The organism is Marinobacter fonticola (assembly GCF_008122265.1).
GTDB lineage: Bacteria > Pseudomonadota > Gammaproteobacteria > Pseudomonadales > Oleiphilaceae > Marinobacter_A > Marinobacter_A fonticola.
In genome coordinates this window covers 3,062,683-3,082,354 of sequence record NZ_CP043042.1, presented here as the reverse complement: position 1 = coordinate 3,082,354, position 19,672 = coordinate 3,062,683, and the positions used below count along the sequence as shown (strand labels likewise).

The 19,672-nt window shown below is 57.6% G+C and carries 15 protein-coding genes; 7 read left to right on the top strand and 8 right to left on the bottom strand.

All coding sequences use genetic code 11. The features are described from left to right. Positions 1-29 precede the first annotated feature (29 nt). Positions 30-1,298 carry an EAL domain-containing protein gene (locus FXO11_RS13705; RefSeq protein WP_148863496.1) on the bottom strand — a complete coding sequence of 423 codons (1,269 nt, stop codon included), beginning with the start codon at positions 1,296-1,298 and terminating at the stop codon, positions 30-32. Between the two features lie 830 nt (positions 1,299-2,128). Between FXO11_RS13705 and FXO11_RS13700 the strand changes: the two genes are divergently transcribed. Both FXO11_RS13700 and FXO11_RS13695 read left to right on the top strand, forming a co-directional pair. Next, on the top strand, positions 2,129-2,704 hold the full coding sequence (locus FXO11_RS13700; RefSeq protein ID WP_148863495.1) for a cytochrome b: 576 nt from the start codon (positions 2,129-2,131) through the stop codon (positions 2,702-2,704). A 53-nt stretch (positions 2,705-2,757) separates the two neighbouring features. Further along, the gene (locus FXO11_RS13695; protein ID WP_227545908.1) at positions 2,758-3,351 is read left to right on the top strand and encodes a YceI family protein; all 594 of its coding nucleotides are present in this window, start codon (positions 2,758-2,760) and stop codon (positions 3,349-3,351) included. A gap of 262 nt (positions 3,352-3,613) precedes the next feature. On the opposite strand, the gene FXO11_RS13690 is transcribed toward FXO11_RS13695, so the two are convergent. Further along, positions 3,614-5,254: a methyl-accepting chemotaxis protein gene (locus tag FXO11_RS13690; RefSeq protein ID WP_148863494.1), complete on the bottom strand. Its 1,641-nt coding sequence runs from the start codon at positions 5,252-5,254 to the stop codon at positions 3,614-3,616. Positions 5,255-5,362: 108 nt separating this feature from the next. Next, positions 5,363-5,599 carry a hypothetical protein gene (locus FXO11_RS13685; protein ID WP_227545907.1) on the bottom strand — a complete coding sequence of 79 codons (237 nt, stop codon included), beginning with the start codon at positions 5,597-5,599 and terminating at the stop codon, positions 5,363-5,365. A gap of 389 nt (positions 5,600-5,988) precedes the next feature. On the opposite strand from FXO11_RS13685, the gene parC reads away from it, so the two are divergent. Together parC and serB are read left to right on the top strand one after the other, a co-directional pair. Then, a complete protein-coding gene (parC, locus tag FXO11_RS13680) occupies positions 5,989-8,304 on the top strand; it encodes a DNA topoisomerase IV subunit A (protein WP_148863493.1) in 2,316 nt (771 codons plus the stop codon). Next, positions 8,297-9,523, top strand: a complete 1,227-nt coding sequence (serB, locus tag FXO11_RS13675) for a phosphoserine phosphatase SerB (protein WP_148863492.1) — start codon at positions 8,297-8,299, stop codon at positions 9,521-9,523. Before parC ends, serB begins: the two co-directional genes overlap by 8 nt. A 105-nt stretch (positions 9,524-9,628) precedes the next feature. On the opposite strand, the gene FXO11_RS13670 is transcribed toward serB, so the two are convergent. The 3 genes from FXO11_RS13670 to epmB form a co-directional block, all read right to left on the bottom strand. Next, positions 9,629-11,716: an EAL domain-containing response regulator gene (locus tag FXO11_RS13670; RefSeq protein WP_148863491.1), complete on the bottom strand. Its 2,088-nt coding sequence runs from the start codon at positions 11,714-11,716 to the stop codon at positions 9,629-9,631. 264 nt (positions 11,717-11,980) lie between these two features. Next, positions 11,981-13,771 (bottom strand): GTPase, encoded by a 1,791-nt coding sequence (locus FXO11_RS13665; protein WP_148863490.1) that lies wholly within the window; start codon positions 13,769-13,771, stop codon positions 11,981-11,983. A gap of 251 nt (positions 13,772-14,022) precedes the next feature. Beyond that, on the bottom strand, positions 14,023-15,054 hold the full coding sequence (epmB, locus tag FXO11_RS13660) for an EF-P beta-lysylation protein EpmB (protein ID WP_148863489.1): 1,032 nt from the start codon (positions 15,052-15,054) through the stop codon (positions 14,023-14,025). A 45-nt stretch (positions 15,055-15,099) separates the two neighbouring features. Between epmB and efp the strand changes: the two genes are divergently transcribed. Next, positions 15,100-15,675: an elongation factor P gene (gene efp, locus FXO11_RS13655; RefSeq protein WP_148863488.1), complete on the top strand. Its 576-nt coding sequence runs from the start codon at positions 15,100-15,102 to the stop codon at positions 15,673-15,675. Positions 15,676-15,694: 19 nt separating this feature from the next. Beyond that, the gene (gene epmA, locus FXO11_RS13650) at positions 15,695-16,675 is read left to right on the top strand and encodes an EF-P lysine aminoacylase EpmA (protein ID WP_148863487.1); all 981 of its coding nucleotides are present in this window, start codon (positions 15,695-15,697) and stop codon (positions 16,673-16,675) included. 46 nt (positions 16,676-16,721) lie between these two features. On the opposite strand, the gene asd is transcribed toward epmA, so the two are convergent. Next, on the bottom strand, positions 16,722-17,585 hold the full coding sequence (gene asd, locus FXO11_RS13645; RefSeq protein WP_148863486.1) for an archaetidylserine decarboxylase: 864 nt from the start codon (positions 17,583-17,585) through the stop codon (positions 16,722-16,724). 5 nt (positions 17,586-17,590) lie between these two features. Continuing rightward, positions 17,591-18,403, bottom strand: a complete 813-nt coding sequence (locus FXO11_RS13640; RefSeq protein WP_148864923.1) for a sulfurtransferase — start codon at positions 18,401-18,403, stop codon at positions 17,591-17,593. A 399-nt stretch (positions 18,404-18,802) separates the two neighbouring features. Here FXO11_RS13640 and motA point away from each other — a divergent pair, with 399 nt between their 5' ends. Beyond that, positions 18,803-19,654: a flagellar motor stator protein MotA gene (motA, locus tag FXO11_RS13635; protein WP_148863485.1), complete on the top strand. Its 852-nt coding sequence runs from the start codon at positions 18,803-18,805 to the stop codon at positions 19,652-19,654. Positions 19,655-19,672 lie beyond the last annotated feature (18 nt).

Below are 19,672 nucleotides of genomic sequence, written 5' to 3'. Positions count from 1 at the left end.
TTTTCAGCGTTTTCAGCGTGTTAGCTTCTTCAGCGTGCGAGGATGTCGCAGCAAAGCACTTTCAGTTCGTCGCCGCGATAGAACGCCAGGGATAAGGTGACGCACATGTAGGCGCCCGTTACCGAGAGGTAAGGGCGGGTGACTTGCAGGTGATCGGGCTGGTTGAGGGCTTGGCGCAGGTAGTGCTGGCGGAACCAGTCGGCGTTGGTCGTATTCTCGAGCGGCCGGAAGCGCGGGTCGAAGCACTCAATCAGGCGATCTGCATTCAATGTATCTTCCGTTTGCACGCCCTTGTCATCGATCAGGTAGCAGCGCGATACGGTGTAGTGCCGGGTCAGCGCTTGGCAGGCGTCGCTGAACGATTTGCCATGGCGAATGGCCTCTGCGGCGATGGCAAAACGCTGTTCGAAGAACTGGCCAATTTCATGGGTGGGGTCTAGCGCGTCCTGGCTGTTCCGTTTGTAGTCGGTCAGTAGCGAGTCGAAGTCCGTCGCTGATTTTATGACCTCATCCAGCTCCAGTCCGGGGCGTTGGAAGAAGAAGCCCTGCACGAAATCGACCCCGCCATCGATGGCGATCATGGCCTGATCGCGGGTTTCCACGCCTTCTAAAAGCACAAGGCAACCGGACTGGTGCAGCAGCGAAACGATGCCGTTGAGGATCTGCCGGGCACGCTTATCGTCTGTAGCGCGAGTGAGGATCTGCCGGTCGAGCTTGACGATGTCCGGTGCCAGGTTCCAAATGCGCTCGAAATTGGAATGCCCTGCGCCAAAATCATCGATGGCGGTCAGACAGCCCAATTGCTTGTAGTAAGCCACGGTGTCCCGCAACTGCTCAGCGTCGTCCGTGGGCTGTTCAACGATTTCCACCACAATCCGGTGGGGCGGAAAACCGATGCGCGACAACAGTTGGCCAAAAAACGAATCGTGACGCTTGCCGGTGGCGACCACCCGGGGGGAAACGTTGAGGAAAAGCCAGTTGACGTCATCCTGAAGCCCCGCGAAGTTCTGGATATGAAGGTAGCGGCAGAGGCGGTCCAGCAGCACATTTTCGGGATCGCTGGTCGGAAGCTGAAACAGGTGGATCGGTAGGACACTGGCGTTGTCGTTATCGAAGGCGCGAATGAGCGCTTCATAGCCGACGATACGTTTATGGGAAATACTGAAAATGGGCTGCAGAGCCGTGCGCAGGGTGAGTCCCTGGAAACTGGCCGACCATCCTTGAGGATGGCGGTCGAGCATGGGAGTCAGGATCTCCAGCTCGGGATCGCCGCTATGGTGTGGAACACTCGTCGACATCGAAGCTACTGCACGCGTTAGGGGCAACCTGCCGCCATCGATCCTTGGATGAAAGACTACTGGATCGTTATGGGTGCAGGCGTTCAATGAATAGCGTCGTTAGTCAGCTATCCACGTAAAGCAGAATGCCAAAGTTTGCAGACCAAAGCCAGCGACAACAGTAAAACCGAGTTAAAAATGTCCGTTCGATCAGTCGCTTATACAACTGCATGAGCTGTCATTATGGACAGGTGCATGAGTGGACTGGATACCGGATGCCGACACTCAATCTCTGGCCGCCAACAGACGCTGTTAAATACGGCTTTTCATTGCTGCTTGGTGCTATTCCTCGTTGATCGGTACTGCTTTAGCGGTTGCTCGGTACTATTTTAGGGTATACGGATTTAATAGTTGCTTGGGACTATTTTAGTTGTTGCTGGGGACTACAACGTCTTCGTCGAATTCGACTTCCATGATTTACGCTCCTTACGCCTGTGCGGGAACCTGTCTCAGCAATGCCGAGAAGCAGGATGGCTTTTAACTATGGCGTTAATAAGCATAGGCAACAATCAGTATTAGCCCTATTCGACCAAGGTGGTGTGAAAACTCGGCCTACAGATTTGCGACCATGAAAACCTGGCGATGTGAATCTATCGGAACTTTATGCCCGGTAGCTGATCCATCCATTCTTTCATTCTTTTGAGCACCAACAGTTTTTCTGAACAACAGGGACAGAATATTTTGGTTGGCGGTCCCGGTGCCGGTTCTTAGTATGGGCGCTATTGTTTGACGACGGTCGAGACGGCGAGTACTTCTGCCTGAAATGCTGCTTAACAGGAGTTGAAACGCAAATGGCTAAGGCGCTGTTCAATGATGACCGAACGTTCGGATGGGCCACTATCATCTTGCACTGGTTGGTTGCGGTCGCCATTTTTGGTCTTTTCGGCCTTGGTTTCTATATGGTCGACTTGACCTACTATGACACGTGGTATCGTGTTGCTCCCCACATCCACAAAAGCATTGGCCTACTGTTGTTAGGAGTCATGGTATTCCGGGTTGCGTTACGCCTGATATCTCCGCCACCCCCTACGCTGCCTTCACACAAGGCCTGGGAGAAACTCAGCGGCCATATCGCTCATGCCCTGCTGTATATCGTGACATTTGTCGCCATAGTGAGCGGCTACCTCATCCCGACGGCGGACGGTTCGGGCATCGACGTGTTCAACTGGTTTACCGTACCGTCGGTCACGGGACGTCAGCAGGGGATGGAAGACATCGCCGGTGACGTGCACTACTGGTCGACATGGGCGTTGGTGGCCCTGGCTGGCGTCCATGCATTGGGGGCCTTTAAGCATCACTTGATCGATCGTGACGAAACACTGCGACGCATGGTTGGTTTGAAGGATCGCAATGCGCGATCTTCGTGACACTTGAGTCGTTTAACATGAGGTCCATCCGGGCCGGGAAAAGGAGAACTAGCATGTTGAAAAAATTGGCAATTTCCTCTGCCGTATCCATGGCCATTATGGCTGGCGGTGCTCAAGCGGCGGAGCAGGATGGCACCTATGCGTTCGATAAAAAAGGCGCCCATCAATTCGTGATGTTCAAGATTTCACACCTTGGCTATAGCTGGCTGTACGGGCGTTTCAACGAATTCGACGGACAGTTTGACTACGACTCAGCCAATCCCTCGGAGAGCTCCGTTCAGGTGACTATCGACACCGGCAGCGTGGATTCCAATCATGCCGAGCGTGACAAGCACTTGCGGAGCGATGACTTTCTCGCCTCTGACGAATTTCCCGAAGCCACGTTCAAGAGCAAGCGGATCATTGTCGATGAAGACGACAAGAGCGAAGCTGAAATCGTCGGCGACCTGACGCTGCGCGGCGTGACACGCGAGATCACCCTGGACGCGGAAATGATCGGCCACGGCGAAGATCCCTGGGGCGGCTACCGCATGGGCTTTGAGGCGGATACCGAGCTACGGCTGGCGGATTGGGGAATCCCGACCGACTTGGGGCCGGCTTCGAAGACGGTGGAAATGATTATCTCCATCGAGGGCGTGCGGCAATAACCGCCGCTGCCAGCCCAAGCCGTGAAATCAGTCTTTCACAGTGCTTGAATGGAAAACACCGCCTGGTATAAATTGGCGGTGTTTTTCATTTTCAGGAAGGTGTTATGGAGCGCGTCCGGCGCAATCGATCGCTTCGATTCGTTACTTTGAGTTTGACCGTTGTTTTACTGGCCTTGATGGCCGCTAATTTTGTAGGTCTCGCAACCTGATTGGCTTGGCTTGGCAGGTCGCCACCACAAACCGCTCGGGCTGACCACGACCATCAGACCTGATAGCGACCGACGTGTGTATTCAGGGTTTGTGCATAGCCTGCAAGCAGTTCGCTGATTTGGTTGATCTCGACCGACCGCTCGTCGCTGTTTTGCGCCAGATCGTTGATACGCGTGATGCTGCGATTGATCTCGTCCACTACCTGCGTCTGCTCTTCCGTGGCGGACGCAACGCTTGCGTTCACATCGCTGATACTGTTCATAGCCTGCAGAATGGTGGCCCCCAGTTCGCGCTCCGCCTCGCTCGATAGCCTAACGGTTTGAGCGGCCTGCTCGTTGCCGCTCTCCATCACCGACACAATATCGGAAACCCCGGTTTGTAGGGTGCTGATCATCGACTGGATATCCGTGGTGGATTCCTGGGTGCGCTGGGCCAGCGTGCGGACTTCATCGGCGACGACAGCGAAGCCACGGCCCTGATCCCCGGCCCTGGCGGCCTCGATGGCGGCATTCAGGGCTAGAAGATTGGTTTGTTCGGCGATGCCGCGAATCACATCCAGTACCGATCTGATGTTCGTGGAATCCTCCGATAGCTTACGGATAACGCCAACGGCTTGTTCGATCTGATCAGACAGTCGATGAACCTCCTCCGACGTATTGCGCACGATGCGAGCGCCGGACTGGGCATTATCCTGGCCGCTACGGGTGACATCCGCTGCGGTACCGGCGTTGCCGGCCACTTCTTCAATGGCGCTCTGCATTTGGTTGATGGCGGTGGCCACCTGGGTGATGGCATCGGTCTGTTGGCTGATACCGTCGCGGTTCTCGGCAGCGGCGCGGTCGAGCTTCTCTGCGCCGCGGTTCAGTTCCCCGGCTAGTCCCTTGATCTCACTCACCATGCTCTGCAGATTGCCCAGTACGGCATTGAAGCTGTTCGCGAGACGGCCCAGATCGTCATTGGATTCGACCGGCACGCGGCTACTCAGGTCGCCTTCACCTTCGGCAATATCGTCCAGGCGCGAGCGCAGTTCGCTGATCGATCCAATAATCAGACGCGTCGCAACAAAAAAGATCAAACCGCTGATAGCCAATACGATGATCGTAACGACAACGGTTGCCGTCATGCTTTGGTAGCCTGCCGCTGTCGCGCCTTCGGCCGTTGCCAGAGCCCTTTCGTCAGCAAAGGCGCCCGCGACGTCGTAGTAGTCCCTCAAGGTGGAGAACAACGGCAAGACGCTACCGGCCATGGTGCTCCGGGCCTGTGCCAGTTCCCCGGCCACCGCAAGTGCATTAACTTCATCGGCGGCGCCTTTCCAGCGATCATAGGCGCTCTCAACCCCCCCGAGTTGCTGCTCTACGCCATCGGCAGAAAGCTGGTTGCGTACCGTATCCATTCGGTCGAAGGCTTGCTGGGCATTCTCTTCGTATTCGGCCAGAAGTGCCTGGGTATCCTCACCGGCTTGGGCGGCGAAAATAAGGTTCTGTTGAGCGGTATAGGCTTGATAAAGGTCTCGGTCGGCATTGAGCGCAGCACTCACTGAGGGCAGGTAGTTGTGCGCGACGCGATCGGTATCCTGGACCAGTCCATAGGTCGTGAGCAGGTTGACGATGCCCAAGGCAATGATCGCCAGAGCGGTCAAGGCAAACGGAAGGACGATCTTGGTTTTCAGGCCCAGTTTGCGAATGACGTTCATTATTATTCTCCCAGCGCTTAAAACGGAAGCTACATAGATGAGAGTAGCAACTATGGGAGAAATCGTCGGATTTTGTGGCTGAGCTCAGTTTAGGATGGGGCTAGCGGGCTATTGCTCAATCCGTTGGCAATGGCAGAGGCGGTATTGGCGGAACATCTGTCCGGTAAACACGACGATCCAAATCAGCAACCCGGCATACAGGTAGGGTTCGGCCAGAATCAGACTGCCGCTGATGGCGAACTCGACCAGCAACATAAGAGCCAGCGCGAGGCCTGCGTTGATACAGGCGGTCAGTACGGCGCGGCCGCAGGCTTTCAAAGTCAGTTTCAGCGAGTGTGTCTGCATAGGAACGAGGATCACCCTTCTCTGTAGACGACGCGTCCGCTGCGCCTGTTGCGGATTGGGCCGGGTTTGTCCGGATGCCGGTCTGCAAATCGAAACCGGCTTCGTCTCGACCACGAGATAGAGAATAGTGAGCCTACCCGGGACCCTCCATTCGTGGATTCCGCTATTCCATCCCTGATTTTTGGCTCAACCATCCGTAATCTTTGGCGCAAAAGCGGCGAAGAGTTGGTGTGTTAGCCGCGGCCTTCCTATAATGGCCGCTTGCTGTCGGGAGCCCCGGACCCCATCCGGAGATTCCCTTACCAGGATTGCCCTAGCGCACTACTAGCGAACTACTAGCGCACTAGTTGGGACGATCCGATCGAAAATTTTTAGGAAAAGGGGCCGATATGGCTGAATTTCAGACGACCGACGAAGGATTTGAGCGCGTCGCGCTGAGGGATTACACGGAGAAGGCCTACCTCGACTACTCCATGTACGTCATCCTGGATCGCGCGCTTCCCCATGTGGGCGACGGTCTGAAGCCGGTGCAGCGCCGAATTATCTATGCAATGTCGGAGCTGGGGCTCAAAGCGACCGCCAAGTACAAAAAGTCGGCGAGAACGGTCGGGGATGTGCTGGGCAAGTTCCACCCCCACGGCGACAGTGCCTGCTACGAAGCGATGGTGCTGATGGCGCAGCCTTTTTCCTACCGTTATCCGCTGATCGACGGCCAGGGCAATTGGGGCTCTCCGGACGACCCCAAATCGTTTGCCGCGATGCGCTACACCGAGTCGCGTCTGGCTCCGTTTGCCGAGGTTCTGCTGAGTGAGCTGGGGCAGGGGACGGTCGATTGGGTGCCCAACTTCGATGGCACCATGGATGAGCCCTCGACTCTGCCAGCGCGTTTGCCGCACGTGCTTCTCAATGGCACGACCGGCATCGCCGTGGGCATGGCAACGGATATTCCCCCCCATAACGTGCGTGAAGTCACCGCCGCCTGTATTCGTCTGCTCGATGCGCCGGAAGCGAGCACCGAGCAATTGCTGGAGCATATCAAGGGGCCGGATTTCCCCACACGGGCAGAAATCATCACCCCGCGCAAAGACATTCGCCAACTCTACGAGACCGGCCGCGGCTCACTGCGCATGCGGGCCAAATGGGTGCGTGACAACGGCGAGATCGTGGTCACCGAACTACCGCACCAGGTTTCCGGCGCCCGCGTTCTGGAACAGATTGCTCATCAGATGCAGACCAAGAAGCTGCCGATGGTCGCGGACCTGCGTGACGAGTCTGATCATGAGAACCCCACGCGCCTGGTCGTCGTGCCGCGCTCCAACCGGGTCGATCTCGACGGATTGATGACGCATTTGTTTGCCAGCACCGATCTGGAGAAGAGCTACCGGGTTAACCTCAATATGATCGGCATCGATGGCCGTCCTCAGGTCAAGGACCTGCGCACGCTGTTGACTGAGTGGCTGACCTATCGCACGACGACGGTGCGCCGGCGGCTGCAGTTTCGTCTGGATAAGGTGCTGGCTCGCCTGCATCTCCTCGAAGGCTTGCTGGTGGCCTACCTCAATATCGACGAGGTGATTGAGATCATCCGCTACGAGGACAAACCAAAGGCCGAGCTTATACGCCGCTTCAACCTGAGTGCGGAACAGGCCGAAGCCATTCTTGAACTGAAATTGCGGCACCTGGCCAAACTCGAAGAAATGAAGATCAAGGGAGAGCAGGATGAGCTGTCCCAGGAGCGCGATCATTTGCAGTCTATTCTCGGATCCGAATCCAGGCTCCGCGACCTGATTAAGTCCGAACTCCAGGCCGACGCCGAAACGTTCGGTGACGACCGCCGTTCCCCCATTGTCCAGCGCGAGGAAGCCAGGGCCTTTAGTGAAGTGGATCTGGTTTCCAACGACCCGGTGACTGTCGTCGTATCGGAGAAGGCCTGGGTTCGCGCCGCCAAGGGGCATGACATCGATCCGGAAGGGCTCAGCTACAAGGCGGGCGACCGCTTCGCACTGGCTGCCAAGGGGCGCAACAACCAGCAAGCCATTTTCCTCGATTCGACCGGCCGCGCGTACGCTTTGATGGCGCACAGCCTGCCGTCTGCCCGCGGGCAGGGCGATCCGTTGACGGGACGCATCAATCCGCCGCCGGGTGCCTCTTTCGCCGGGGTTATGATGGGCGACCCGCGTCAGCGTGTATTGCTGGTGACCGATGGCGGCTACGGGTTCGTGTCCAACCTCGACAATCTGATCAGCAAGAATCGCAACGGTAAATCCATCGTCTCGGTGCCGAAAGGCGCGCGGGTCATGGCGCCGATCATGGTGCCGGAAGGAGAGGACGTTCACCTCGGCGCGATTACCAATGAGGGCCGCATGCTGGTGTTCCCGTTGGCCGAACTGCCCGAACTGGCCAAGGGTAAAGGAAACAAAATTATCTCCATCCCCTCGGCGAGAGTTCAGACGCGCGAGGAGTTTGTCGTCTCGGTTTGCGTCTTCCGTCCAGCGGATCAGTTGGTGGTCCAGGCCGGTAAACGCAAGATGACGCTGCAGTTCAGCGATCTTGAGCATTACATCGGCGAACGCGGCCGTCGTGGGCATAAACTGCCGCGTGGACTCCAACGCGTAGATGCCCTGGAAGTCGTGACTGCTGCTCCGGTGGCTGATGCTCCCGTGACTGAAAGTGCAGCGGAAGAAGGAACGGCAGACGGTGAGTGAACTGGTTCTGATCAACGTATCCGGCCGTGACAAACCGGGGCTGACGTCCGAAATCACCGGTATCATGGCGCGTTACGACGTGCGCATTCTCGATATTGGCCAGGCGGTCATCCATGATCATCTCACCTGGGGAATTCTCGCGGAAATTCCGGACGAGGCGAATGCACCGCCGGTGATTCGCGACTTGCTGTTTCGACTCCATTCGCTGGATTTGCAGGTGCGCTTCGCGCCCATCACCGAGGCGGACTACCAGCAGTGGGCTGAGGGCCGAAACCGGGCCTGCTATATCGTCACCTTGCTGGCGCGCGACATTAAGGCCCAGCAGATTGCCAAGGTCTCGGCGGTCACCGCCCAGCATGGGCTGAATATCGACAATATCACGCGGCTGTCGGCGCGGCCTTCGCTAAATACGGCGGATAACCGTATCGCCTGCGTCGAATTTTCCGTGCGCGGCACGCCTCAGGATCTGGAAACCCTGCGCACCGATTTCCTACGCATTGCCGGCGAAATGAACGTGGATATTGCGTTCCAGGAAGATACGATCTTCCGTCGCAGCCGACGGTTGGTGGTGTTCGATATGGATTCCACCTTGATCGAGGCGGAAGTGATTGACGAACTTGCGCGTGAAGCGGGGGTTGGCGAGCAGGTCGCAGAGATCACCGAGCGGGCCATGCAGGGAGAGCTGGACTTCAGCGCGAGCTTTACCGAGCGCCTATCGTTGCTCAAGGGCCTCGATGAAGGCGTTCTGCAGTCTATCGCCGACCGCCTGACAATGACTGAAGGCGCAGAGGATTTGATTCGCAGCCTGAAGGCGCTGGGCTACCGCACGGCCATTCTCTCCGGTGGATTTAACTATTTTGCACGCCACTTGCAGCAGCGTCTGGGAATTGACTATGTCTACGCCAACGAGCTGGAAATCAAGGACGGCAAGGTCACCGGCGATGTCTCGGGCCGTATTGTCGATGGTCAGCGCAAGGCCGAATTGTTGGTGGAGATTGCGGAGCGGGAGGGCGTTTCCCGGGAGCAAGTGATCGCCGTGGGCGACGGTGCCAATGATTTGCCGATGCTGAGTCAGGCGGGGTTGGGGGTTGCGTTCCGCGCCAAGCCGCTGGTCAAAGAGTCCGCGCGGCACTCGATTTCCACGCTGGGTCTGGATGCCATTCTATACCTGATTGGTTTCAGGGAGAGCGATACCGGGCAGTTTTTCAAGGCAGAGTAACTCGGTCGGGGAATCGGTAGGTTGGGTTGAACTTGCGAAGCCCAACCCATCGACGGTTAAGCATCGTGTTGGGCTGCCTTCGTTAGCCCAACCTACGGAACTGGCCTACTGATCCCCGAAATCGTAATCCATCTCCGGCACCGGCGCTTGCAGGTAGTAGCCCTGGATGTAATTGACGCCAGCCTGCCACAAAGTCGCGAGCACTGAAGCGTTTTCTACCAGCGGAATGATGGTCAGCTTGCCGTTCTTCTGCAGTGCCGAAACCATCTCCTTAACTTCTTCTCTCACATCTTCGTTCTTTTGGATTTCTTCCGTAAAGGAGCCATCGATCTTCACGTAATCCACGTCCACATGCTTGAGCGTGTTAAACGGGTTCAGTGCACAGCCAAACTGGCTGATGGAGAGCTTGCAGTGAAGCTCGCGTAGCGATTTGGCGAATTCCCGCGCTTGCTTCATGTAATTGTTAGCGTCCCCTTCCCGGAGCTGGAAAATCAGCGAATCGCCGGGCAAGCGCACCGCTTTAAGGGCGACGCTGAGCCACGCGGTAAACGTTTTGTCTTGGATGGTTTCGCCGGTCACGTTGAGGAAGAGCCGGGTATCGTGGCCTTTGGAGCGGTGGCTGGCCAGGTGCTTGATCGTTTGCAAGATGACCCAGCGATCAATTTTGCTGGCCATGTCGCTCGGGCCGGACGGCGGCAGGAAGTCGTAAGGCGAAACTTCCTCGCCGTCTTTATCGAGCATGCGTACGAAGGCTTCGTAATGTTCCTCGCCTTCGCCCCGCAAATTGATAATCGGTTGGAACAGCAAGCGGAAACGGTCTTCGTCCAGCGCTTTCTGGATGGCCTCCACTGAATTTGAATCGTTCAGGGATTCGTACTTGGCGGGGTTGTAGACTACCACGCCGTTGCCGCCTTCATGGCCGTCGAGTTTGCGCACCTCGGCGGACGCCATGTGAGCCCGACCCAGTACATCCGGGGCTTTCGGAGCATTCTCCGTGATCGCGGCGATGCCGATGGAGACGGTGAGCTGTATCGTCTTGCCGGAAATCTCGAACAGATGGTCTTCGATGGCTTTGCGGATTGACTCGCAAATTTCGGCCATCCGGGTTTCCTGGCAGGGCAGTGCCAGTAGACAGAAGGCATCGTCGCTCGATCTCGCCAGCGTCATGCCTTCCTCTACTTTGTCGCGCAGCAAATTGGCGACATCGCCCAGCATCAGATCAGCGCCGGCGATTCCCAGTTGTCCGCGCACCTGCACAAAGTGGTCTAACGCGATATAGGCCAGTCCACCGGTTTGATTGGTCTCTCCGGCGCGGACGATAGCATGGCCCAGCTCGTCCATCAGATGCTGGCGGTTATAGAGACCCGTGAGCAAATCCTGGGTGCTGATTTGCTTAAGCTTCTCTTCGAGTTCGGCGTTGTTTTGTTCGGGCTGAACGACGATCTGCGTGCAGGGTTCGCCATCGTAGGTGGCGGCGGAGACCTTCATCACGATGTTCAGTTCGTTGCCGTCGCTGCGTTTGGCGATGCAGTTGAGGGCCATGCCGTCTTCCTTGTGTTCGGCAAAGGCTTTCATGAATTCCTTGTAGTCGCCGTGGCTCTCCGGCGCGAGCGTGTCCAGGATCGGCACGCAGATCATGTCGTCGATATCGTCGTAGCCAAAGAAATCCATGTAGGACTGGTTTGCATAGATATGCATGCCATCGTTGATGTAGGCGATGGCGTCCTTGGAGCTTTCCAGCAAGAGCTGGCAGCGCTGCTCGGACTCGCGCAAGTGCGACTCGAGCACCCGGCGCTGATGTCGTGCGGCCAGGCTGTCCAGTTCGCGGTTGACGGTCAGTATGATGAGGTCGTTGTAATCGCCCGGCACTGTGGCCTGGGCGCCGGCCTTCATGACCTGAACGCTGCGTTCGCGGTTGAATTCGGTGGTTAGCAGGATGAAGGGGATGTCTTTGTCCAGGCGTTTGATGAGCGCCAAAGCAGCATCGGGAGAGACTGCCTGATCGTCCAGGTCCCGGGCCAGCATCAGGTCCCAATGACTGGTTCTCAGCGCTTCTTCAAGATCTTCCTCGGAAGTGACTCGATGGGCCCGGGTCGCCCGGCCGGAGTTTCTCAACAGGCTGACCAGTACTTCGGCATCGTTTTGGGAAGGATCGAGGATCAGCAGATGAACCGTCGTATTCTTCTTCTGCATTCGTAAACCATCTCGCGCAGCCGGCATCCCGTGAATCCTTCACGGAAGAGGCAATTGAATTCGGGTATCGAAGTCGAATTATGCCTTAATCCTGCCGGCGTTAACGCGACTTGGGCAGGGATCAGGTACAACCCCTTAGCTTTATGGGGCCGTCGGTTGATTGAAACCGACGCCCTGTATAGAGCTTAGCCGATTCTAGGCGGTGATGACGGGTTTGCTCAACCTCAATCGCGCTCACGATACCCTTGCAACAGCTTGAGAAGCTTACAGGGAAGGCCAGAGAGAGTCGAATTCGTCCTCGCCGGTGTGGCCGCCGGGGCCCGATGGTTTGCTGTCGGCGCTTTTAGTCCGGCTTTGCAGGCGGAGCTCGAACTGGCTGATGCTGCCGGTGGCCGATAGCCGTTTGGAGAGTTGGCCATTATCCTCCCGGTCGCCCTGGCGCAGGACAATGCGGCTGCCTTGCTGGAATGGGAGGCGCGGGGTAATGAGTGTGGCGGGCTGGCCGATAACGGTTATTTCCGGCAGCAGCAGGCCGCGCAGATATTCGCTGGAATTGCCTATCTTCTGGATCAGGCGCACACCGCAGGGCGAGGCGCTGGGCGCCAGCAGCTCAATGCCGATCTGAGTACCCTGGTTGCGCAGTTGTCTTATCCAGCGCACCACGGCCACACTCCAGGGGTGGGCGCTTTGTTCGCGTACCGCGAGTACTTCGCCCGCCTGCAGCGAGGGCGGCATTTCGCCTTCCCAACTAACGCAGTAGCCGCCAGGACTGGTATTGACCAGTGGCGAGGAGAATGTCTTGGGCCGGTCGCTGCGGTTTTCGTCCAGGCGAGCGGAGCCGCCGGTCCCGCGAAACGCAATCGGGGTATCCGCAGAGGATGAGAAATCCCTGGACGGACCTGCATCGTGGGCGTCCGCCCAGGCATCGTTGCGGCGCCGGGCCTGTTTCAGGAAGAGGTTGTTGTCGCCCTCCTGTTCGTTGTCGCCGCTGGCAATGAATTGCTTGAAGGTCTTCTCGCCAGCTATGAAATAGTGAGCCGCAGTCAGGCCGACGCAGACCTGGAGGTTGCCCTGGGTGCTCACGCGCTTGAAATTGCGCTTGGTAAGAATGCCCAGCGCTTGGCTTAGGTGGGTGAGGAGGTTGTCCGAAACGCTGAGCGGCAAAGGGAGATCGCTTTCCGGTGCCGGCTTACTCAGGTGTTCGCCGATATGTCCGGAGAGGTCCACGGAACTGAAACCGAAGCAGTCGCCCGTAATCTGGTCCTGCTCTACCAGGCTTCTGTAGATCGGAGCGGCATCGCGCTCTGTGTGCACCAGAAACAGGGCTTGATCGACGTTGTTGCTGCTGCAGCTCGTACGATCCGTCCAGACCTCGAATAGTTCGTAGGCCTGTAATAATTCGTTCTGCCGCAACTGGTTAGGGCGAGCACAACCCAGCAATAGAAGACGCTTATAAGCATCGGCGACAGTACTCGACTTGCGATGCATCAACGTTTCGTCTTCGACAGGTGTTTCCAGAAGGTTGTTGCGCAAGGCAAAACGGTAAACCCGGTGGCTTTCCAGCCAGCTCCTTGCCGGGCTCGGGCAATAGAGCTGATGTGCACGCAGGATGGTGTAACCCAAATCACTGATGACGCGATGACAGGCCGCTGTAATCGCTTTGCGATTCTTGTCCAGGGCACCGGCGTCCAGAAGCTCGATCAGCGTGGTTTTGTAACCGCTGGCCAGGTGGAGCTGCAGAGCCTGGGATAGATTGGCAATTTTGCGTTGCTTTTCCGGTAGGGCGATGGCGAGTCCAAGGTAGTGGCGCGACAGCTCCTTGCAGACAAAATTGATGCGAGGCCGAATCAATTCCAGCAATTGCAGACGCTGCTGGGGGGCGATAAACAACTGGTTGAGCTCGATAATAGCGTGGTAGAGCTGGCGCGATGTTTCGCCAACGTTGGCAATCGGAAGCGCGCCGATCCATCTGGCGAAGGACTTCGGTGTCGCATCGCAGAAGGATAAGTTGGCTATTTTTTGCTCGGGCAATGTCAGATCAGGTTTCACCGTCATACCTTGTGCCTGGGTCCTACCTCGTGTGCTCTCAGCACCCTGAGGCAATAGACGCGTCTCAGCGTCCCCTGTCCGTGCTGTCCTTGATCTCTATTGCCGGATTTGTGCAAGTCGCTGTCAAGTAGGAAAAGCCCGGCAAAACGTTTTTTTATAATAATATTTGTGACTGTAAAGTAGCAGAGCGGTTTCAAAAAGACACAAAGCCTGAAGTTGACATTGTTTGACAAAAAAGTGCGAAAAACTCGCTTTGACTATAGATTCAAAGGCGTCTTGCTCGCTTTTCCCGGAACTTCGCGTACAAGCCGAGGCACTAGAAAACCCGGCAGCTGGCCTAATAGTTCACGAACCAATGCGCGTGCCCGGTCGTCGGAGACATCGAAGTGAGCCGCCCCCTCGACCGGATCGAAGGCGTGAAGATAGTAAGGCAGGATGCCCGCATCGAATAGCGACTCGCTGAGTTCGCGCAGCGTATCGACAGAATCGTTGACCCCCCGGAGGATCACGCTCTGGTTGAGCAGCGTCACACCGGCGCTGCGCAGGCGCTGCATGGCGTTGTGCACGTTTGCATCGATTTCCCGCGCATGGTTGATGTGCAGTACCACAACTTTCTGCAACGGGTTATCGCCGAACCAGCGCATGAAGGTATCGTCGATGCGTTGAGGTATCACCACCGGTAGACGGGTATGAATTCGCAGTCGCTTAAGATGGGGGATGGCGGCGAGATCTTCGCTCCATGCGGCTAGTCGCTGGTCATTGATCGCTAACGGATCGCCGCCGCTGAAAATGATTTCGTTAATCTCCGGACTGTCGTGCAGGGTGGCAAGGGCTTGTGATCGCGCATCTGGCGACTGCCGGTGATCGCCGTAAGGGAAATGCCGGCGAAAGCAGTAGCGGCAATTGATGGCGCACGTGCCGGTGACCATCAACAGCGCTCGGCTGCGATATTTGCGGATCAAGCCTTGCTGCGGGGTATGGTCGGATTCGTTCAGCGGGTCGGGAACGAACCCCGGGCTGGCGAGCATCTCGTCCCCAAGCGGCAGGACCTGACGCAGCAGCGGATCGGCTGGATTGCCATATTCCATTCTGTCCAGATAAGGGTAGGGTACGCGAATACTGAACAGCCGGGCACCGGCCTGTGCACCAGGCAACAGATCGAGTGGTAAGCCGAGTTCGGAGAGCAGTATGTCCGGACGATTGATGGCCCGAGCCAGTTCCTGCTGCCAGGTTAAAGGTGATTCCGGTGCTTGACGGGCTTCTACCGACGTGGAGGTTCGCTGTATCATGAGCCCCTTTGATTTTCCAACTGCACTATTTCAGGTGAGATTTTCATGGCTTCGTATTCTACCAATGAATTCCGCGGTGGTCTTAAGGTTTTGCTGGACGGCGACCCGTGTATCATTCTCGAGAACGAATTTGTAAAGCCGGGTAAAGGCCAAGCGTTTAACCGCGTCAGGCTACGCAACTTGATGTCAAACCGGGTCTGGGAGCGGACCTTCAAGTCCGGTGAGAGCCTGGAGGCGGCAGACGTCGTCGATCAGGAGATGGAATACCTTTATACCGACGGTGAATTCTGGCACTTCATGGCCACCGACGGTTCATTCGAGCAGCATCCGGCCGACGAAAAGGCAGTCGGTGATTGCCTCAAGTGGCTGAAAGAACAGGATGTCTACACGGTGACCCTGTACAACGGCACGCCGCTGTCGGTGTCTCCGCCGAACTTCGTCGAGCTGGAAGTGGTCGATACCGATCCAGGTATGAAAGGCGACACCGCTCAAGGCGGCTCCAAGCCGGCGACCCTAACGACCGGCGCCGTGGTCAACGTTCCCTTGTTTATCACCATTGGCGAGGTCCTGAAAGTGGATACGCGCTCCGGTGAATACGTTAGCCGCGTCAAGAGTAGCTAGGCGGGCTACTACGACCCCTATGGCCCAGCAGACCCATTGGCAGCCAACAGCGTCGCTGGCCGCTATGAAGGAGCGAGCGGCGCTGCTCGCCTATCTGCGCCGGTTCTTCGACAGCCGTGACGTGCTGGAAGTGGAAACACCGCTTCTGGCGAGCCACGGTGTCACCGACCTCCACCTCGACTGCATTCCGGCTCGGCTGGCAGCGGCCTCCGGTTTCGGGGGCGGCCAAGCTTATCTGCAGACCTCTCCGGAATACCACATGAAGCGGCTGCTGGCGGCCGGTAGTGGTGCTATCTATCAGGTTTTTCGCGCCTTTCGGGACGGTGAGCGCGGGCGGCGCCATAATCCCGAATTCTCGCTGCTGGAATGGTATCGGCCGGGATTCGACGACCATCGGCTCATGGATGAGGTGGGCGAGCTGGTTTGCGGTTGGCTGAACATCCCGGCCCCTGAGCGTATGACCTACCGGCAAGCGTTTCTCCAATACGCCGGGCTGGATCCGTTTACCCTATCCTTGGACGCTCTTCGCCGCCGGGTTGGCGAGCAGGCAGGCGATGCCGCTTTCGCCGCGAATCTGGAGCGCGACGGCTGCCTCGACTTTATCCTGACCCATAGCGTCGAGCCCGCGCTGTCAAAGCGCTCAGCCGTGTTCATACACGACTATCCTGCCAGCCAGGCCGCCCTGGCGCGAACCCGGGAGGCGGATGGTTATCGCGTGGCTCATCGCTTTGAGCTCTACCTCTATGGCGTGGAATTGTGCAACGGCTATTGGGAGCTGACCGATGCCGAAGAACAGCGCTCCCGTTTTGAGCAGGACAACGCATTACGTCGCCAGCACGGCAAACCCGGCATGCCGGCGGATGAGTTCTTGCTGGCGGCCTTGAGGAGTGGATTGCCGGATTGTGCCGGTGTTGCGCTGGGTCTGGACCGGCTGCTGATGTGCCGGTTGGGCGTGCAGGCCATTGAGGATGTGATCGGTTTCCCTATCGAGCATGCCTGATCCGCTGGGGGCAAAACCCGCCACCGGACCAGGCATTTCCCGTTCTTTACTTCGTGTTTTTCGTCCGCGTGCCGATGGCGCGGCCCAACCGCAATACGGTTTCCGCCCGCAACTCGCTGGTCCAGTCCATGCGGCCCTTGGGGAATAGCAGGATGACCGTTGAACCCAAGCGGAAGCGGCCCATTTCGTCACCCTTCTCGAAGTGAATAGGCGCTTCCTGGCTGTAATCGATAGTATTGATATCCCGGCCGGGAGCTACGACGCCTGCCCAGGTGGTTTCGACGCTGCCGACGATCATGGCGCCGACCAGAACCATGCACATGGGCCCCCATTCTGTGTCGAAATTGATAATCACACGCTCGTTGCGCGCAAACAAACGCGGCACGTTGGCTGCGGTAACGGGGTTGACCGAAAATAGCCGTCCTGGCACGTAAGTCATGTCCTTCAGCGTGCCTGCAAGGGGCATGTGGATGCGGTGATAGTCCTTGGGGGCCAGGTAGATGGTCGCAAACTCACCATCGACGTAAGGTTTGGCCTTTTGCTCGTCGCCACCCACGAGTTCGAGCAGGCTATAGTCTTGCCCCTTGGCCTGGAAAATGCGGCCCTCGTCGATCTGTCCCAGTTGGCTGATGGCGCCGTCGACGGGGCTGGTGACCCGGTCCGGATCCTCATCAACGGGGCGCATGCCGGGCTTGAGGGGCCGAGTAAAGAACGCATTGAACGTGGGGTAGGACGCAAGATCGGCATCGGCCGCCTCGCTCATATCAACGCCGTAACGTTTAATGAACCATTGAGCGACATGGTTTTTCACCTTTGGGAACCGGTCGTCATCGGCCAGACGCCCCAGCCACTGCGATAGCCCTTGTTGCGGCAGCAGGTACTGGCTCATCACGAAAAGCTTATCTCGCATTAATCTCAACGCTCCACGGGTGTATCGGGGTGGTTGCCCCATTCGGCCCAAGACCCGGCATAGGCGCGGACGCGCGGATAGCCCAGGATCTTGGCGACCAGGTAGGTGAGGCCAGACCGATGGTGGGTCTGGCAATGGGTAATAACGGTTTTCGACGGGGTAAAGCCGTGTTGTTCCATCAACGCGCGTAACTGGGGTTCGGGGCGCAATCGTAATTCCCGCGAGGGGTCCATGAGCTGCGTCCATTCCAGATTATGGGCGCCGGGGATATGGCCTGCTTTGGCGGCAGCAATGCGTTGGCCGAAATATTCACCCGGCGAGCGCGCGTCCCAGATAATCTGGTCGGATGAGTTCAGGCCGGCCAGAACCTCTTCCAGGGTCGCCGTGGGGGCCTCCTGAAGATCGATAGGGTAGTCGCTGGGCTGCGGATCGGGCACGTCGGTCGTTAACGGCAACTCCTCCGCCTGCCAAGCCAGCCAACCGCCGTTCAGATAGCTGTAACGGCGGTGGCCGATGCAGTCGAGCAGCCAGATAAAGCGCCCCGCCCAGCCTCCGCCCTCGTCGTCGTATACCACGACGTGAGTGTCTGGCGTGAGGCCGAGGCGGCGGGTAAGCTCGCGCAGGGCATCGATGGTGGGCAGCTTGCCGGGCGCTGGCGGGTAGCCGAGCTGGGTTTCCTGAGGGTGAACGTAAACCGCGCCCGGCAGATGACCACCGGCATAGCGCTCAGGGTGGCAAAGGTCGATCAGCAGAAGATCCGGCTCCTCCAGGAGAGATTCCAGAGCGTCCGGTTCAATAACCAGTGGCAGGTCGGGCATGGCATGTCTCACACGATGACGGTCCGATTTCCAAAGCGGCATCTTAACAGATTGCCGCGCCTGGATAATCAACCGATCCTGTTCCCGGCCGGGGAACGTGGTCATTTTTTCGCGATCGATGCAGGCCCTTGCTATGCTTGCTGAAAACGAGTGTTAAGAGATACTCATGTCCCGTCTGCGAACAACCCGGACGGGACACCAACAAAATGAAAGAGCAGTTCGGGCTGAGCAAGCCATACGGTTGTTCGCTACACCGTTGTCTTGCAAGGACTGCGCGCTTGCCCGTTACTCTCCGAAACAAATTTCCACAATAGTGCATTGGCGGTATGCCGGGTTGATCCGGTTGAATCGCTCCAAGCAAGTGGCGAGCTGTTATTTTAGGGGGCGTTCCAAACCGATATGGCGTTAATACTCGGTTCAATCATTGTCATTGTGTGTGTGCTAGGCGGATACGTGTTGTCCAAGGGCAACCTGATGGCGCTCTGGCAACCGCTGGAAGTGTTGATTATCGGCGGGGCGGCGATCGGTGCATTCATCATTTCCAACCCCATGCACACCATCAAGGAAACCTTTGGTGGTGTCCTCCGGTTGCTGACAGGGTCTCCTTTCAATAAAGCGTTCTACATGGACCTGTTAAGCCTGCTCTACGACATCTTCGACAAGTCGCGCAAGCAGGGCGTGATGGCGATTGAGGAGGATATCGATAACCCAGGCGAGAGTCAGATATTCACCCGTTATCCGGCGATTCAGAAGTCCGAAAAGCTGATGGCGTTTGTCACCGATTACATGCGCATTATCAGCTCCGGCAATATGGCGCCTCATGAGCTGGAAGGCCTGATGGACATGGAGCTGGAAAATCGTGAGCACGAGCTGATGGAGCCGTCTCATGCGGTGGCCAAGGTGGCGGATGCCTTGCCGGGCCTGGGTATCGTGGCTGCGGTTCTGGGTATCGTGATCACCATGGGGCTGCTGGGCGGGCCGCCGGAAATGATCGGCATGAAGGTCGCGGCCGCACTGGTGGGCACATTCCTGGGTATCTGGATGGGCTATGGCTTCGTCGGTCCGACGTCGACCGCCATGGAGCATCAGGCGCAGTACGAGTTGAGGGCCTACGCGTGTGCCAAGGCCGCCATCCTGGCAACCGTGTCGGGTCAGGCGCCGCAGATGGCCATCGAATTCGGCCGCAAGGCGCTGCCATCGGACAAGCGGCCCGGTTTCCAGGAACTCAACGATCACGTGCGTTCCAAGTGATCGATCAGCGCCGTTCCG

Bases quoted from the DNA above. Each gene is read 5' to 3' on its own strand.
- FXO11_RS13705 (WP_148863496.1), bottom strand. From the start codon at position 1,298: ATGTCGACGAGTGTTCCACACCATAGCGGCGATCCCGAGCTGGAGATC.
- FXO11_RS13700 (WP_148863495.1), top strand. From the start codon at position 2,129: ATGGCTAAGGCGCTGTTCAATGATGACCGAACGTTCGGATGGGCCACT.
- FXO11_RS13695 (WP_227545908.1), top strand. From the start codon at position 2,758: ATGTTGAAAAAATTGGCAATTTCCTCTGCCGTATCCATGGCCATTATG.
- FXO11_RS13690 (WP_148863494.1), bottom strand. From the start codon at position 5,254: ATGAACGTCATTCGCAAACTGGGCCTGAAAACCAAGATCGTCCTTCCG.
- FXO11_RS13685 (WP_227545907.1), bottom strand. From the start codon at position 5,599: ATGCAGACACACTCGCTGAAACTGACTTTGAAAGCCTGCGGCCGCGCC.
- parC (WP_148863493.1), top strand. From the start codon at position 5,989: ATGGCTGAATTTCAGACGACCGACGAAGGATTTGAGCGCGTCGCGCTG.
- FXO11_RS13670 (WP_148863491.1), bottom strand. From the start codon at position 11,716: ATGCAGAAGAAGAATACGACGGTTCATCTGCTGATCCTCGATCCTTCC.
- FXO11_RS13665 (WP_148863490.1), bottom strand. From the start codon at position 13,771: ATGACGGTGAAACCTGATCTGACATTGCCCGAGCAAAAAATAGCCAAC.
- epmB (WP_148863489.1), bottom strand. From the start codon at position 15,054: ATGATACAGCGAACCTCCACGTCGGTAGAAGCCCGTCAAGCACCGGAA.
- efp (WP_148863488.1), top strand. From the start codon at position 15,100: ATGGCTTCGTATTCTACCAATGAATTCCGCGGTGGTCTTAAGGTTTTG.
- epmA (WP_148863487.1), top strand. From the start codon at position 15,695: ATGGCCCAGCAGACCCATTGGCAGCCAACAGCGTCGCTGGCCGCTATG.
- asd (WP_148863486.1), bottom strand. From the start codon at position 17,585: ATGCGAGATAAGCTTTTCGTGATGAGCCAGTACCTGCTGCCGCAACAA.
- FXO11_RS13640 (WP_148864923.1), bottom strand. From the start codon at position 18,403: ATGCCCGACCTGCCACTGGTTATTGAACCGGACGCTCTGGAATCTCTC.
- motA (WP_148863485.1), top strand. From the start codon at position 18,803: ATGGCGTTAATACTCGGTTCAATCATTGTCATTGTGTGTGTGCTAGGC.